The organism is Agrobacterium sp. 33MFTa1.1, assembly GCF_004328495.1.
Taxonomy (GTDB): domain Bacteria; phylum Pseudomonadota; class Alphaproteobacteria; order Rhizobiales; family Rhizobiaceae; genus Agrobacterium; species Agrobacterium pusense.
In genome coordinates, this window is record NZ_CP036358.1 from 2,642,673 (window position 1) to 2,658,742 (window position 16,070).

Here is a 16,070-nt window from a genome sequence, read left to right on the forward strand (position 1 = left end):
GTCAAAATCGAGGTGGAAGACTATTCCGCCTGCGACAACCCCAGCACATCCAGCATCGAATAGAAACCGGGCTTCTTGTCGAAGGCCCAAACCGCTGCCGTGATTGCGCCGCGCGCGAAGATGGAGCGGTCGCCGGCGTAATGGGAAAGTTCGACGCGCTCGCCTTCGCCGGCGAAGATGACAGAATGTTCACCGATCACCGAACCACCGCGCAGTGTGGCAAAGCCGATGGTTCCGATCTCACGCGCCCCGGTATGGCCGTCACGCACACGAACGGATGACGTGGAAAGATCGACGTTGCGGCCGGCGGCGGCGGCTTCGCCCAGCAGCAGCGCTGTGCCGGAAGGTGCATCCACCTTGTGCTTGTGGTGCATTTCCAGGATTTCGATATCCCAGTTCTCCGCATCCAGCGCCTGCGCCGCCTGCTGCGTCAAGACGCTGAGCAGGTTGACACCGAGGCTCATATTGCCCGACTTGACGATGCGAGCGTGGCGCGACGCCGCCTTGAATTTTTCCTCATCTTCCTGCGCGCAGCCCGTGGTGCCGATGACATGCACGATGCGGGCCTGTGCAGCGAGACCGGCAAAGGTGACGCTGGTTGCCGGTGAAGTGAAGTCGATCACCCCTTCGGCGTGGAGAAATGCCTGCAGCGGATCGCTGGTGATTTCGACGCCGATGGGGCCGAGACCGGCAATCTCCCCGGCATCGCGGCCGACAAAGGCCGAACCCTCGCGCGCGACCGCAGCATGCAGCTGAACGCCCGGCGTCTGGTGAATGAGGCGGATCAACGCCTGTCCCATGCGGCCCGCCGCGCCGACCACCACCAGTTTCATGCCGCTGCTGCCCATGCTGTCACTCACTTCTCATGTCGGGCGGATCGGAACCCGCCGGTATCGGATGTTTGATGTGTTCCGCATTGACGTTAAAGACCGTCCGCCCGCTTCGCAAGCATCACGTCGGAACGGTTCGGGCGATCAGACCCTCCAGCGCCGCCCGTCCAGCGCCAGGCCGAAATCGGAAGGTGTTCTCGCATAGGTGGCGAGGCCGGAAAGGGCCGCCTGCGGGTGGGTGACGACGAAGGTGGGGATGGTCCGCATCAGCGCGCTGTGCGGCGCCTTGTCTTCAAAGGCGGTCCGGAATTCCGGGCTCTTGAGCGCCGGAATGATCTTCTGCGAAATGCCGCCCGCGAGATAAACGCCGCCCTTGGCCATGAAGATCAGCGCGAGGTCGCCCGCCACGCGGCCGAGATAGGTGCTGAAAAGCGAAAGCGTTTCTTTGGCCTGTGCATTCTCGCCCGTCAGCCCCTGCGCGGTAATATCGGCCGGATCGGAAAAGACGGCTTCGATGCCATCGGCCTTGCAGACGGCGCGGTAAAGATTGACCAGCCCGCGCCCGCACAGAATCTGTTCGCCAGCGACGCGACCTTCGATGGTTTCGATATGCGGGAAAACCGCGTAGTCACGCGCGCTTCTCGGGCCGATATCGATATGGCCGCCTTCGCCCGGAACCGGAAACCACATATGGCGCGCATAAACCAGACCGGCCACACCAAGTCCCGTGCCCGGTCCAAGAACGACGCGAGAGGCCAGCACGTCTTTTTTGCCGGAGCCGATGGCTTCGCGGTTGTTGTCATCCAGAGCCGCAATCGCGAGCGCCTGCGCCTCGAAGTCATTGATGACGATGACGTCCTTCAGACCGAGATTGGCGAGCATTCCCTTCGGCTTGACGACCCAATGGCAGTTGGTGAGCGGTATCTCGTCACCTTCGATCGGGCCGGCAATGGCAAGAATGGTCGAGACGGGTTGAAGCGAGGTCTTGTCCAGAACAGCCTGCTGGATGGCGTCGTCAATGGTTGGGTATTCCGCCGTCTTCACCGTTGTGAGGTGCACGGGCTCCGCAAAGGAATCGATCAGGATGGAAAAGCGGGCATTGGTGCCGCCGATGTCGCCAAGAAGGATTGGAAAGGACAGATATTCGGTATCGGACGTCTTCGGCATTGCCTGTTCCATGGTGGGAGGGTCAGTTGGCGACGTGGAAGTCGATGAGATTTTCTGCGGTGGCGCGGTTGAGCGCCATGGGAATATCATAGACCGTGGCAAGTCTCGTCAAAGCCTTCACGTCGACATCATGCGGCATTGCCGTCAGTGGATCGGTGAAGAAGATCAGCATGTCCACTTGGCCAGTGGCGATCATCGCGCCGATCTGCTGGTCGCCGCCGAGAGGGCCGCTTTTGAGGCGAATGACTTCAAGCCCGGGGCAGGCTTCCTGCACCCGTCCACCGGTGGTACCGGTTGCGACGATCTTGAAATTGGCAAGCGCCTTCTGGTGATGACGGGCGAAATCCGCCATATCGTCCTTTTTCTCGTCGTGAGCGATGAGCGCGATACAGCGTTGTCCTTCCATGGTCCCAGCCCGTCCCCGTAGAATTAAATCGATTTGAAGCCTTCTATAACAGCTTGCCGCCATTTGAAAAGGGAAGCTGTTGAATGCCTCATTTCTGTTTCAGTTCAATGTCGGGCGCTGGGTCGGAAGTGGAATATCCGAAGGCGGCTGCAGGGCGGGGGCCGCCTGAATGACCTGTTCCACGCTTTGCTGGCGCACGGCTTGGGTCGGCGAAGTTGAATAAGCCTGGGCTGCAATCCCCTCGGGGTTGGCGGAAGGAGCGGCGGCCACGGCGGCGCAGGCAGCGGGCAGGTCGGAAACCATGACGGGACGCGGTTTCACCGGCTTGGCATTGGGGTCCTTTTTCGGCGGCGCCCATGGCTCCTTAGTGAACCACCAGGCAAGAGACTTGTCGCAGCCATCGCCCTTGCCGACGGCGGCCTGCGGCTTGCAGTTCGGCGCGCCGGGCGGGCATTCGAGACGGATGTGGAAATGCTCGTCATGGCCGTAGATCGGCCTGATCTTGCCCATGAAGGTGCGATCGCCGGTCCAGGTCTGGCAGAGCTTCTGCTTGATCGCCGGGTTGACGAAAACACGCTCCACCTGCGGGTAACTTGCCGCCATCATCACCAGCCGTGCGTTCAGCGGCGACCACTTGCGGTCGTCAACCGTCAGAAACTTGCTCTTGTCCAGCATGGAGATAAAGGGCACCGTTTCGCGCTGTTCGACAGTGAGCCGAGGCGTGGGCATGGGCCGCCACCAGACATCTACATCGAGGCCGATCTGGTGCGAGGCATGGCCTGTCAGCATCGGACCGCCGCGCGGCTGGGAAATGTCGCCGAGCAGCAGGCCCGGCCAGCCGATTTTCTGGGCGTCCTGCGAAAATTGCTCAAGGAAGGAAATCAGCTGCGGCTGGCCCCAGCGCCGGTTGCGCGAAAGGCGCATGGCCTGCCAACCGGGACCATCCGTTGGCATGGCGACTGCGCCGGACTGGCAACCCTTGGCATAGGAGCCGATCGGCTGGGATGCTGCGGCAGAAGGCAGCGCCATGTGGCCGAACACTTCTTTTGCGGGCCTGTCTTCGGCTGACGCGGTTTCGATCTGCAGCTGCAGCGACGAGACGACCGACATCGCCAGCATGGTCGCCTTGAAAATTCTCGATGATCCCGCCGTCATATAGCCGTGCCCGCCCGATCAGTTGATTCTCTTGCCCCAAGAATAAACTGGAACGGGATTTTGTTAAAACCGTGTTTCGTGTTGCCCTTCAGGGCGGGATAACGACGCTGATAAAGAGCTTGTGAGACAGCGCATCTGTTTTTTGCCAATGTTTCTTTTATGCTCTCCGCAACAGGCACAAAAACAGGGACATTGACCCGATGATATTGGCACCACTGAAATCCCGACTTCTTATCGCCCTTATGGCGTCCGCCCTCCTGATGCCGGCGGCGGCTTCCGCCCAGTCGGTCGATGTCTGGCGAAAGGGGATTTCGACGGTCGGGGAGCTGAAGCATCCCGATGGATTTGACCATTTCGATTATGTAAACACCAATGCACCAAAAGGCGGCACGTTGCGCCTCTCCACATCGGGCACCTTCGATACGCTGAACCCGCTGCTGGCGAAGGGCGAGGCCGCGACGGGCCTTTCGCTCGTCTTCGATACGCTGATGAAGTCAACGGAAGAGGAACTCTCGGCCTCCTATGGTTTGCTGGCGGAAGGCGTCAGCTATCCCGAGGATATCTCCAAAGCGACGTTCCGCCTGCGTCAGGAGGCCAAGTGGGCGGATGGTAAGCCTGTGACGCCTGAGGATGTCGTGTTCAGCTTCGAAAAAGCCAAGGACCTGAGCCCGCAGCTTGCGACCTATTACACCCACGTCACCAAGGCGGAGGTGAGCGGTGACAGGGACATCACCTTCACCTTCGATGAAAAGAACAATCGCGAGCTGCCGCAGATCGTCGGTCAATTGCTAATCGTTCCCAAGCACTGGTGGGAGGGCACCGGCCCGGACGGCAAACCGCGTGACATATCGCGCGGCACGCTGGAGCCTGTGATGGGTTCCGGCCCCTACAAGATCGCTGCCGTCGCCCCCGGATCGACCATCACTTATGAACGCCGTGACGATTATTGGGGCAAGGACGTTAACGTAAATGTCGGGATGAACAACTTTAAAGCCATCGCCTACACCTTTTTTGCCGATCAGGACGTGGAATTCCAGGCGTTTAAATCGGGCACGATCGATTTCGCGCGGGAGGCTTCCTCCAGCCGCTGGGTCACGGGTTATGATTTTCCCGCCGTCAAGGACGGTCGGGTCAAAAAGGAGGAGCTGCCGAACATCTACCGTTCCGTCGGCATCATGCAGGCCTTTGTGCCGAACATGCGGCGGGAAAAGTTCCAGAACCCGAAACTGCGCAAGGCGCTGAACTATGCCTTCGATTTTGAGGAACTCAACCGCACGCTGGCTTACGGCCAGTTCCAGCGCATCAACAGCTTCTTCATGGGCAGCGAACTGGCTTCGTCAGGCCTGCCAACGGGTCGCGAACTGGAACTGCTTCAGGAGCTCAAGGATCAGGTCCCGCCTGAGGTCTTCACGACGGAATACAAGAATCCGGTGGCGGGCGATCCGGCCAAGCAACGCGACAATCTGCGCGAAGCCGTCAGGCTGATGAAGGAGGCGGGATATGAACTGCGCGGCAATCGCATGGTCAATGCGAAAACCGGCCAGCAACTCGATATGGAATTCCTGATTGATTCCGCCGGCATGGAACGAACAATCCTTCCTTATGTCCAGAGTCTGAAGAAAATCGGAATCAACGCGACCATCCGCACGGTCGATGCCTCGCAATTCACCAACCGCACCCGCAGCTTCGATTACGACATTATCGTCAAGCTCTGGGCGACGTCGGCCAATCCGGGTAACGAGCAAGCCGATTACTGGGGTTCGGCGGCTGCTGATCGTCAGGGATCGAACAACCTCGCCGGCATCAAGAACCCGGCCGTCGATGCTTTGGTGCGCAAAGTCATTTTTGCGCCCAATCGCGATGAGCAGGTCGCTGCTGCCCGGGCGCTCGACCGGGTGCTGCTCGCCAACAGCTATGTCATTCCGCAATTCTACCGCGGCGAGCTGTTCATCGCCTATTGGAACACGATTGTCCGCCCGGAAAACCTGCCCGAATATGGCATCGGTTTTCCTGAAGCCTGGTGGTCCAGCCAGGCCGGAAAATGACGCCGGCCTTGCTTTCGCGATCAAGGCTTGATTCACATAGGCCGAGACGAATCGCTTGAAATGCGCGTGACGCCGCTTTGAGGAAAGGACCGGGCTTGACCGAGACGAAAATCGCTGACCGAACGGCTGGGGGAAGAGGCTGATGGGCGCCTATATCCTCAGACGTCTGGCGCTGATGATCCCGACCATCATCGGCATCATGGGCATTTCGTTTCTTGTCATCCAGTTCGCCCCGGGTGGGCCGGTGGAACAGGTCGTTGCGCAGCTGACGGGTCAGGGCGACAGCGCCTCCGACCGGCTCTCGGGCGGCGGCGATCTCATGGGGCAATCAGGCGGCTTCGATGAAAGCGGTTCGAAATATCGCGGTGCACAGGGGCTCGATCCGGAGCTGATCAAGAAGCTCGAAAAGCAGTTCGGTTTTGACAAACCGCCGCTCACCCGGTTCCTTGAAATGATGTGGAATTACATTCGCTTCGACTTCGGCGACAGCTTCTTCCGCAATTCGTCGGTCATCGATCTCATCATTGACAAGCTGCCGGTCTCGGCCTCGCTCGGTTTCTGGATTCTGATCATATCCTATGTGATTTCCATTCCGCTCGGCATCAAGAAGGCCGTTTCCGATGGCTCGACCTTCGATGTCTGGACCTCAGGCATCATCATCATCGGTTATGCGGTGCCGAGTTTCCTGTTCGGCATCCTGCTCATCGTGCTTTTCGCCGGCGGATCGTTTTTCGACTGGTTTCCGCTGCGGGGACTGGTGTCTGATAATTTCGACCAGCTGAACTGGTGGCAGAAGATCATCGACTATTTCTGGCATCTTACCCTGCCGTTGATCGCTCTGTCGCTCTCCGCCTTTGCGACAACGACGCTTTTGACCAAAAATTCCTTCATCGACGAGATCAAGAAGCAATATGTCATCACTGCCCGCGCCAAGGGTCTCACCGAGCGCAAGGTCCTTTATGGGCATGTTTTCCGCAACGCGATGCTGATCGTGATCGCCGGCTTTCCGGGTGCTTTCATCTCGGCCTTTTTCACAGGCTCACTGCTCATCGAGAATATCTTCTCGCTGGATGGTCTCGGCCGCCTCGGTTATCTCTCGGTCGTCAACCGTGATTACCCGATCGTCTTCGGCACACTGTTCATCTTCTCGCTGATGGGCCTCGTCGTTGGCCTGCTCTCTGACCTCATCTACACATGGATCGATCCGCGTATCGACTTCGAGCGGAGGGACGTGTGATGTCGCTCGCTCATCCTGCAGGAACCGAGACGCTGGTAAATCCCAAGCGCCCGTGGTTTTCGCCGACGACCAAGCGCCGCTGGCAGAATTTCAAGGCAAACCGCCGTGGATACTGGTCATTCTGGCTGTTCCTGATCCTGTTTTTCCTGAGCCTGATGGCGGAATTCATCGCCAATGACAAACCCATCCTCGCCTCCTACAAGGGCGAGCTGCTGGTGCCGGTCATGGTGGATTATCCGGAGGAGAAATTCGGCGGGTTCCTGGCCCAGACCGACTACAAATCCTCTTTCATTCAGGACGAGATCAACGCCAATGGCTGGATGATCTGGCCACCGATCCGCTACTCCTACCAGACGGTCAATTCCAATATTCCGCATTCCGCGCCCACGGCACCTTTCTGGCTGATGGATAAAAAGGAGCGCTGCTCGGCCTATCCGCAGGGCGATGCCGATCCCGGCTGCACGCTTGGTAATCTGAACTGGCTCGGCACCGACAATCAGGCCCGCGACGTCACGGCGCGGATGATCTACGGCTTCCGCATCTCCGTGCTGTTCGGCCTGACGCTGACCATTGCTTCCGCCATTGTCGGCGTCACCGCCGGCGCAATTCAGGGCTATTTCGGCGGCTGGACGGACCTGCTTTTGCAGCGTTTCATCGAAATCTGGTCGTCCATGCCGGTGCTTTACATCCTGCTCATCATTGCGGCCATTCTGCCGCCCGGCTTCTTCGTGTTGCTTGGGATCATGCTGCTGTTTTCATGGGTCGGCTTCGTCGGCATTGTTCGCGCCGAATTCCTGCGGGCCAGAAACTTCGAATATGTCCGTGCCGCCCGCGCACTTGGCGTCGGCAACTGGACGATCATGTTCAGACACCTTCTGCCCAATGCCATGGTGGCGACGCTGACCTTCCTGCCCTTCATTCTCTCAGGGTCGATCACGACACTCACCTCGCTCGATTTTCTCGGTTTCGGCATGCCGCCGGGATCGCCGTCGCTGGGCGAGATGATTGCGCAGGGCAAGAACAACCTTCAGGCGCCCTGGCTCGGTCTCACAGCCTTCTTCACGATGTCCATCATGCTGTCGCTCCTTATTTTCATCGGCGAGGCCGTTCGCGACGCCTTCGATCCACGCAAGACGTTCCGGTGATCGCCATGACGGAAACAAATATCCAGCCGCTGCTCTCCGTTCGTGATCTCTCTGTCGCCTTCCACCAGGGCGGCGCGACAAGTGTTGCAGTCGATCACGTGTCTTTTGATCTGATGTTGGGCGAAGTCGTTGCCCTTGTCGGCGAATCCGGCTCTGGCAAGTCGGTGACGGCCAATTCCATCTTGAAACTGCTGCCCTATCCGGCAGCAAGCCACCCCTCGGGACAAATCCTGTTCGATGGTAAGGACATGCTGACATTGCCGGAGCGCTCCCTGCGTGCGGTGCGCGGCAACGACATCACCATGATCTTCCAGGAGCCGATGACCTCGCTCAATCCGCTCCACACCATCGAGCGTCAGATCGGAGAGATCCTTGAGCTGCATCAGGCAATCACGGGGAGCGAGGCGCGTGAACGCACACTGGAGCTTCTGCGCCAGGTCGGTATCCGTGAACCGGAAAAACGCCTGAAAGCCTATCCGCACGAATTGTCCGGTGGCCAGCGGCAGCGTGTGATGATCGCCATGGCGCTGGCAAACCGGCCGAAACTGCTGATTGCAGACGAGCCGACGACGGCGTTGGACGTGACGGTTCAGGCCCAGATTCTTGAACTCCTCGGTGATCTGAAAAAGCAACACGGCATGTCCATGCTATTCATCACCCATGACCTCGGCATCGTCCGTAAATTTGCCGACCGCGTCTGCGTCATGACGAAGGGGAAGATCGTAGAAACCGGAACCGTCGAACAGGTTTTCAACGATCCGCAGCATGCCTATACACGCCACCTGCTGGCGGCGGAGCCCAAGGGCGAGCCGCCGGTTTCCGACAGCAGTAAGCCTGTGGTCATGCAGGGCGACGATATCAAGGTCTGGTTTCCCATCAAGGCGGGGCTGATGCGTCGCGTTGTCGACCATGTGAAGGCGGTGGACGGTATCGATATCACGCTGCGTGCCGGCCAGACGGTGGGCGTGGTCGGGGAATCCGGGTCCGGAAAGACAACCCTTGGTCTCGCGCTCTCCAGGTTGATCGCATCTGAAGGACGTATCAGCTTCATCGGCCAGTCGATCGACCACTATTCCTATGAGATGATGAAGCCGCTCAGGAACCGGCTGCAGGTCGTGTTTCAGGACCCCTATGGTTCACTCAGCCCGCGCATGTCGGTGGGTGAGATCGTCGCCGAGGGTTTGAAGGTGCATGAGCGGTCGCTGTCTGCGGACGAACGCGATACGCGCGTCGCCACCGCGCTGGAAGAGGTCGGTCTCGATCCGGCCACCCGCTGGCGATATCCGCATGAATTTTCCGGCGGCCAGCGCCAGCGCATCGCCATTGCCCGTGCCATGGTGCTTAAACCCCGTTTTGTCATGCTGGACGAGCCGACATCGGCACTCGACATGAGTGTGCAGGCGCAGGTGGTCGATCTCTTGCGTGATCTCCAGGCAAAGCATGAACTCGCTTATCTCTTCATCAGCCACGACTTGAAGGTGGTGAAGGCACTTGCCAACGACCTGATCGTCATGCGTCACGGCAAGGTGGTGGAGAGCGGCCCGGCGGCGGAAATCTTCGCCAGTCCACAGCAGGACTATACCCGGGCGCTCCTGGCGGCTGCCTTCCACATCGAGGCCGTGAAAACGAAGGCCATTAGCCAGTAGGCCGCGTGGTGTTTCTGTTAAGGCAATGATTTTTCTGTTGCTTCGCGAAAAATGCCGACCCATGTTGCTGGGTATGTGACGCAGAGACGGATTGATTGCCATGGCAGCGGATGTGATCGTTTTGGGGGCGGGGATCATTGGGGTTTCCACCGCCTTGCAGCTGGCCCGCAGGGGCAGGTCGGTGGTGCTGGTCGACCGGCGCGGACCGGGTGAGGAAACCTCTTTCGGCAATGCCGGGTTGATCCAGAGAGAAGGTGTGGTGCCCTATGCCTTTCCGCAGGATCTCGCCCTGCTGCTGCGCTATTCCCTGAATAACAGCATCGATGCCCGTTATCACCTCTCAGCTCTGCCCAAGATCGCGCCTTTTCTGGGCCGCTACTGGTATAATTCCGCAGCCGCGCGCCATGCGGCAATTGCCCGGGCCTATGCACCGCTGATCGAGCACTCGGTATCCGAGCACAACATCCTGATCGAGGAGGCCAAAGCCGGTGACCTGATCGTCAAGAATGGCTGGATGGAGGCCTACCGAACCGCCGCACGGCGGGACGCTGATTTTGCCTTTGCCGAACGTCTGGCGCGAGACCATGGCATTTCCCATACGAAACTCGACGCTGAGGAACTTGCCGCTGCCGAACCGCATCTGAGCCATGATTTCGTCGGCGGCCTGAAATGGAACGATCCCTGGTCGGTGCTCGATCCGCATGCGCTGACGCTCGCTTATGTCCGGCTGTTCGAGAGCCTCGGTGGACGAGTGTCAAGGGGCGATGCGTCCACCCTCAGTCAGACGGCAAGCGGTTGGACGGTGCGCACCGAAACCGGCGCAGTCGAGGCCGAACATGCCGTCGTGGCACTAGGCCCTTGGGCGGATACCGTCACCGAGCGACTGGGCTACCGTTTTCCGCTCGGCGTGAAGCGCGGTTATCACATGCATTACGCGCCGCAGGAAGGCACTAAGCTCAATAACTGGCTGATCGATGCAGAGCGGGGATATTTCCTTGCGCCGATGCGAAAAGGTATCCGGCTGACGACGGGGGCGGAATTTGCCGAACGCGATGCGCCGAAATCGCCCGTGCAGATTGAACGGGCGGAGCGGGTGGCGCGGACCGTCTTTCCTCTTGGCGGCCGGCTGGATGCGGAACCGTGGATGGGTGCCCGGCCCTGCACGCCGGATATGATGCCCATAATCGGCAAGGCGCCACGTCACCGGACTTTATGGTTTGCCTTCGGCCACGCCCATCACGGGCTGACGCTCGGGCCCATTACCGGTCGTGTTCTGGCTGAAACGATGCTGGGCGAAACGCCTGTTATCGCGATTGACGCGTATCGCCCGGGAAGGTTCAATCCCTGAGAACGAAATCCGCTGGCCTTATGGTAGCAGGCCACGTAACATGGTCCCATGCAAAGGGGAAAAGGGGCAGACGTCATCATGGTGGCGAGGTTTCTCATCTATCAGCAGCAGGATGATTTTCGCTAGCGAAGATTGCTGCGCATGATCAGAGATGGAAACGGCTTGCTGGTGCATGATGGATGATATTGAAAACGCAAAGAAATTTTTCGTCGATAACCCCGATATCGAAATACTCGAAGCCTTTGTCATAGATGCCAACGGCGTGCCGCGCGGCAAATGGATTCCGCGCGAACGGGCAATCGACGTGCTTGAAAAGGGGATGGCCATTCCCCGTTCCGTTTATGCGCTGGATATCTGGGGACGTGATGTCCACGCTGCGGGCCTCGCGGAGGGCACGGGTGATCCGGACGGCTTCTGCTTTCCCGTTCCCGGCACACTGTCGCGGGTGACATGGCTCGGCCGGCCGACGGCGCAGGTTTTGCTCGCCATGAAGAATCCGGATGGAACCGGTTTTTACGGCGATCCGCGCCATGTTCTGGCGCAGGTTCTCAATGCATATAAAAAAGCGGGTTTGACCCCTGTCGTGGCCACTGAACTCGAGTTTTACCTGATCGATCCCGTTCGTTCGGCGCTCGATCCCGTGCGTCCGCCGCACAGCCGCGAGGGCCGGTGGCATACGGGCCAGACGCAGGTCCTGTCGATTTCAGAGTTGCAGGATTTCGAAGATGTTTTCCACGACATCGCGACAGCGTGCCGCGCGCAGGGCGTGCTTGCCGATACGACGCTGCGGGAAAATGGTCCCGGCCAATATGAGATCAACCTCAATCACGTGCCTGACGCGTTGCAGGCTGCCGATTTTGCCGTTTTTCTGAAGCGTATCGTTAAAGGAGTGGCGCGTCGGCATGACCTCGACGCCACCTTCATGGCCAAGCCTTATGGGCTGCAGGCAGGCAATGGCATGCATGTGCATTTCTCCGTTCTCGACAGGGATGGCAGGAATATCTACGCGGGAGAAAACGGCCCTTCGGATGCGCTGCTGCATTCGGTCGGCGGCCTCCTTGAAAACATGGGAGAGAGCATGGCGATCTTTGCACCTCATGCCAATTCCTATCGCCGTCTCACACCGAGCGAACATGCGCCAACCTACGCCTCCTGGGGTATCGATAACCGCTCAGCAGCGGTGCGCGTCATTGTTGCCAGCAAGGCGGCGACGCGTATCGAACACCGCGTCGCCGGCGCCGACACCAACCCCTATCTGGTTCTCGCGATGATACTGAGCGCCGCGCTCGCCGGCATGAAGGAGAAGCGCCAGCCCGGCGGCGCGATTTCCGGCGACAGTCACGCGATCAACCATGAGCCGCTGCCCACCAACTGGGACTATGCGCTGCAACGCTTCACGCGGTCCAGCTTCGCCTATGCGACGCTTGGCCAAAAATACCGTACGCTGTTTTCCGCCTGCAAACAGCAGGAGCTTTCCGAATTCTCCCTGCGTGTAACCGACGTCGAATATGACGCCTATATCAGGACTGTGTGAAATGGCTGAGGTCACCAACATTCCCAATCCCGGCCACACATCGTCATGGTATGCGGCCTCCGCCAATGTCAAAACCGTGCGCCCGACGCTTGAGGGCGCGCTGGAAGCCGATGTCTGCGTGATCGGCGGCGGTTTCACCGGCATTTCCGCCGCCCTTGAACTCAGTGAACGTGGCTACGCGGTCATTGTGCTGGAAGGCGTGCGGGTGGGCTTCGGCGCATCGGGGCGCAACGGCGGGCAGATTGTCAACGGTTACAGCCGGGATCTCGAGACCATCGCCGGCCGCTACGGGCATGACAAGGCAGTGAAGCTTGGGGAGATGTCGCTTGAAGGCGGCACGATCATCCGCAACCGCGTCACCAAATATGCCATCGACTGCGATCTGGTCGACGGCGGTTTCTTCGCCGCCTTCACGTCAAAGCAGATTCGCGAAATGGAGGCACACAAGGCCCATTGGGAAAAACATGGTCATGGCGGCCTGGAAATGGTCTCCGGAGCGGATGTCGGCCGCTACGTGAAGACCGATCGTTACGCCGGTGGCATGATCGATCGTTTCGGCGGCCATATCCATCCTCTTAATCTCGTGCAGGGCGAGGCGGCGGCTGCCGAAAGCCTGGGCGCTCGGATATTCGAAAATTCGCGGGTCATTGCGGTAGAGCAGGGGGAAAACCCCGTCGTGCGGACGGCAACGGGCAGCGTGAGGGCGAAATATGTTCTCGTTTGCGGCAATGCTTATCTCGGCAAGTTGCTGCCGGAAATTGGCGAACGGATGATGCCGGTCTCGAGCCAGGTCATGGCAACGGAGCCGCTTAACGCCGATCTGATCGAGGCGCTTCTGCCCGCCAATTACTGCGTCGAAGATGCCAATTACATTCTCGATTATTACCGTCGCACCTCGGACAACCGTCTGCTTTACGGCGGAGGTATCGGTTATGGCGGCAGCGATCCGGCCGACCTGACAGGCGTGATCCGCCCGAACATGCTGAAGACCTTCCCGCAGCTGGAAAAGATAAAGATTGAGTATGCCTGGAGCGGCAACTTCGCCTTGACCCTGACGCGTATTCCGCACATGGGCAAACTGTCGGACAATATCTACTTTTCCCATGGCGACAGCGGTCACGGGGTAACGACCACGCATCTGCTCGGCAAGATATTGGGCGAGGCCGTCGCAGGCCACGCCGAACGTTTTGATATCTGGAGCTCCTTGCCGAACTATCCCTTCCCGGGTGGCAAGACGTTCCGCGTTCCGCTGACCGTACTTGGCGCCTGGTGGTATGGCCTGAGAGACAGGCTCGGGCTTTAAAACACGACCGTTTTCAAAGCGGAAAGCGCGTTCGAAACGATCTCTTCCGGTGTCGTATCGATGCTGACAGCCACGACGCCGGGCTCTCCCGTCGGTACTTCCAGCGTGGCAAGCTGGGTCTGAAGCAGCGAGAGCGGCATGAAATGGCCCTTGCGCTCGCCCATCCGCCGGCTAAGCAGTTCCAGGCTGCCATCCAGATAGACGAACGCCAGCGGGCCGCCTGTGGCCTGGCGGAGGCGGTCGCGATAGATTTTCTTGAGCGCCGAGCAGGAAACGACGACACCGTTGCTTTCGCTGCCTTTGCGAAGTTCCGCGCCGACGAGATCGAGCCAGGGCCAGCGGTCTTCATCAGTAAGGGGAATACCCTCTGACATCTTGTCGACATTGGATTTGGGGTGGAGTTTATCGCCCTCAATAAAGGCAATGCCCAGTTTCTCCGCCAGACCTTCCGCGACCGTGGACTTGCCAGAACCGCTCACTCCCATCACGACGATTGCCTGTGTCACCCGAACCTCTGAAATTTCTGTTTCGACGGTTTGCCCCTACCATGTGCGGCGAACGCCGGGAATATAAAATGTGACGCATGTCCTGTTCATTGCCCGGTTCTGCGGGCCGCGGTCCTTTCCAGGGCGGAAAAGCCGGTGTGGATCAGGATCGCCAGTGCCGCAACGATAAGTCCGCCCTGAAGGATGAAAGCGAGATTGTTGGATTGCAGGCCGGCGATGATAACTTCCCCGAGCGTCCTTGCGGCAACCGTTGAGCCGATGGTGGCGGTGGAAAGGCTGATGACCGCCGAAAGTCGGATCCCGGCGAGGATGGCCGGCAGGGCGAGCGGCAGCTCCACTTTTACGAGCCGTTGCCAGCCGGTCATGCCGCTGCCTTTTGCGGCATCCACCACTGCTGGCGGAAGGGTGGTAAGTCCGGTCAGCGTATTTTCGAAGACGGGCAGCAGGGCATAAAGAAACAGCGCGATCAGAGTGGGTTTTTCGCCAAAACCGATTATCGGCACCGCGAGCGCCAGAACCGCCACAGGGGGAAAGGTCTGGCCGATATTGACGATGCTGCGGGAGAGCGGAAGGAAATCCCTTCCGAAGGGTCGGGTTACGAGAATGGCGAGCGCACCCGCCATCATCGTGGCAAACCCCGTTGCGATAGCGACAGTGGCGAGATGCGAAAGGGTGAGGGAAAGCAGATTGGCCTGCGTGTAGATGGCTGGCGCATTGGCTTGCACAAGGGGGCTGAACAGGGGCGAGAAGCTCTGGGGCGAGGCAAGAAACGCCATCAGCGCCAGCACCAGAAATCCCAGGGCGAAGAAAGAAGCGGCTTTTCTCATCGGTTTCCGGCGGCGCGCTGGAGGAGAACGTCACGCCGCACCAGGCCCGCGGGCTGTCCGCTGTCTTTTATCACTGGCAGGACATCGCGGCCCGCCCATAACATGGCCGAAAGCGCGTCGCGCTGGCTTGTATGTTCGCTTAGCGGCTCGCCCTCGGCGCTTCCCGGCTCCACGACATCGGCAACCGAGAGGACCGAGAGCAGTTTCAGCGCGCGTTCGTTTTCCCCGATCATGGTGCGCACGAAGTCATTCGCGGGTTTCAGCACCAGTTCTGCCGGCGGACAGTCCTGCACGATACGTCCCTTGTCCATGACTGCGATACGATCAGCCAGATGAAAAGCCTCGTCCATGTCGTGCGTGACGAGAACGATGGTGACGCCCAGCTTCTTCTGTATATCGATGAGGTCTTTCTGGGCCTTGGCGCGGATAACCGGATCGAGAGCGCCGAATGGCTCGTCCATCAGGAGAATGTTCGGTTCAGCGGCCAGCGCCCGCGCCACGCCGACACGCTGCTGCTGGCCTCCGGAAAGTTCATGCGGGAAACGCTCGGCATAAAGCGCAGGTTCGAGCTGGAAGAGATGCATCAGCGCATCGATCTTCGCAGCGATGCGTTTGCGGTCCCAGCCGATCAGCTGCGGCACGGTCGCGATATTCTCCGCCACCGTTCGATGCGGAAACAGGCCATGGCCCTGAATGGCATAGCCTATCTGGCGGCGAAGCCTGAATCCGGGTATCGCGCTGGCATCTTTTCCGTCTATCCGGATTGCGCCGGAAGTTGGCTCCACCAGCCGGTTTATCATGCGCAGCAGGGTGGTTTTTCCCGACCCCGACGTGCCGACGATGACGGTGACGGTGCGCGGCGCGACCGTTAGTGACACCTGGTCCACAACGGTCGTATCGCCATATCGCTTCGTGATGGTG

13 protein-coding genes and 1 pseudogene are annotated in these 16,070 nt (G+C 59.5%); 7 read left to right on the forward strand and 7 right to left on the reverse strand.

The annotated features are described in order from the left end of the window. Positions 1–20 precede the first annotated feature (20 nt). The 4 genes from dapB to mepA form a co-directional block, all read right to left on the reverse strand. Positions 21–848: a 4-hydroxy-tetrahydrodipicolinate reductase gene (gene dapB, locus EYD00_RS13155; protein WP_004439263.1), complete on the reverse strand. Its 828-nt coding sequence runs from the start codon at positions 846–848 to the stop codon at positions 21–23. Positions 849–974: 126 nt separating this feature from the next. After that, entirely contained in the window at positions 975–1,997 is a 1,023-nt protein-coding gene (locus EYD00_RS13160; RefSeq protein WP_004439264.1) for a glucokinase, read from the reverse strand. 22 nt (positions 1,998–2,019) lie between these two features. Further along, complete coding sequence (locus tag EYD00_RS13165; RefSeq protein WP_004439265.1) at positions 2,020–2,403, reverse strand: methylglyoxal synthase; 384 nt, start codon at positions 2,401–2,403, stop codon at positions 2,020–2,022. A gap of 99 nt (positions 2,404–2,502) precedes the next feature. Then, positions 2,503–3,558, reverse strand: a complete 1,056-nt coding sequence (gene mepA / locus EYD00_RS13170; RefSeq protein ID WP_034496147.1) for a penicillin-insensitive murein endopeptidase — start codon at positions 3,556–3,558, stop codon at positions 2,503–2,505. A 200-nt stretch (positions 3,559–3,758) separates the two neighbouring features. On the opposite strand from mepA, the gene EYD00_RS13175 reads away from it, so the two are divergent. From EYD00_RS13175 to EYD00_RS13205, 7 genes are all read left to right on the forward strand, one after another. Next, complete coding sequence (locus EYD00_RS13175; RefSeq protein WP_004439267.1) at positions 3,759–5,603, forward strand: extracellular solute-binding protein; 1,845 nt, start codon at positions 3,759–3,761, stop codon at positions 5,601–5,603. Positions 5,604–5,745: 142 nt separating this feature from the next. Beyond that, positions 5,746–6,840 (forward strand): microcin C ABC transporter permease YejB, encoded by a 1,095-nt coding sequence (locus EYD00_RS13180; protein ID WP_004439268.1) that lies wholly within the window; start codon positions 5,746–5,748, stop codon positions 6,838–6,840. After that, positions 6,840–7,985: an ABC transporter permease gene (locus tag EYD00_RS13185; protein WP_004439269.1), complete on the forward strand. Its 1,146-nt coding sequence runs from the start codon at positions 6,840–6,842 to the stop codon at positions 7,983–7,985. Before EYD00_RS13180 ends, EYD00_RS13185 begins: the two co-directional genes overlap by 1 nt. A gap of 5 nt (positions 7,986–7,990) precedes the next feature. After that, positions 7,991–9,631, forward strand: a complete 1,641-nt coding sequence (locus EYD00_RS13190) for an ABC transporter ATP-binding protein (RefSeq protein WP_004439270.1) — start codon at positions 7,991–7,993, stop codon at positions 9,629–9,631. A gap of 100 nt (positions 9,632–9,731) precedes the next feature. Beyond that, positions 9,732–10,979, forward strand: a complete 1,248-nt coding sequence (locus tag EYD00_RS13195) for an NAD(P)/FAD-dependent oxidoreductase (RefSeq protein ID WP_004439272.1) — start codon at positions 9,732–9,734, stop codon at positions 10,977–10,979. A gap of 172 nt (positions 10,980–11,151) precedes the next feature. Then, on the forward strand, positions 11,152–12,513 hold the full coding sequence (locus EYD00_RS13200; RefSeq protein WP_004439273.1) for a glutamine synthetase family protein: 1,362 nt from the start codon (positions 11,152–11,154) through the stop codon (positions 12,511–12,513). 1 nt (position 12,514) lies between these two features. Continuing rightward, positions 12,515–13,816 (forward strand): NAD(P)/FAD-dependent oxidoreductase, encoded by a 1,302-nt coding sequence (locus EYD00_RS13205; RefSeq protein ID WP_004439274.1) that lies wholly within the window; start codon positions 12,515–12,517, stop codon positions 13,814–13,816. Here EYD00_RS13205 and EYD00_RS13210 read toward each other — a convergent pair. From EYD00_RS13210 to EYD00_RS13220, 3 genes and pseudogenes are all read right to left on the reverse strand, one after another. Beyond that, positions 13,813–14,301: a gluconokinase gene (locus EYD00_RS13210; RefSeq protein ID WP_034496349.1), complete on the reverse strand. Its 489-nt coding sequence runs from the start codon at positions 14,299–14,301 to the stop codon at positions 13,813–13,815. The genes EYD00_RS13205 and EYD00_RS13210 overlap by 4 nt on opposite strands. Before the next feature lie 107 nt (positions 14,302–14,408). After that, complete coding sequence (locus tag EYD00_RS13215; protein WP_004439276.1) at positions 14,409–15,149, reverse strand: ABC transporter permease; 741 nt, start codon at positions 15,147–15,149, stop codon at positions 14,409–14,411. Continuing rightward, a pseudogene (locus EYD00_RS13220) lies at positions 15,146–16,003 on the reverse strand (ABC transporter ATP-binding protein); the annotation flags it as partial. The gene EYD00_RS13215 and the pseudogene EYD00_RS13220, both read right to left, overlap by 4 nt. Positions 16,004–16,070: the final 67 nt, after the last annotated feature.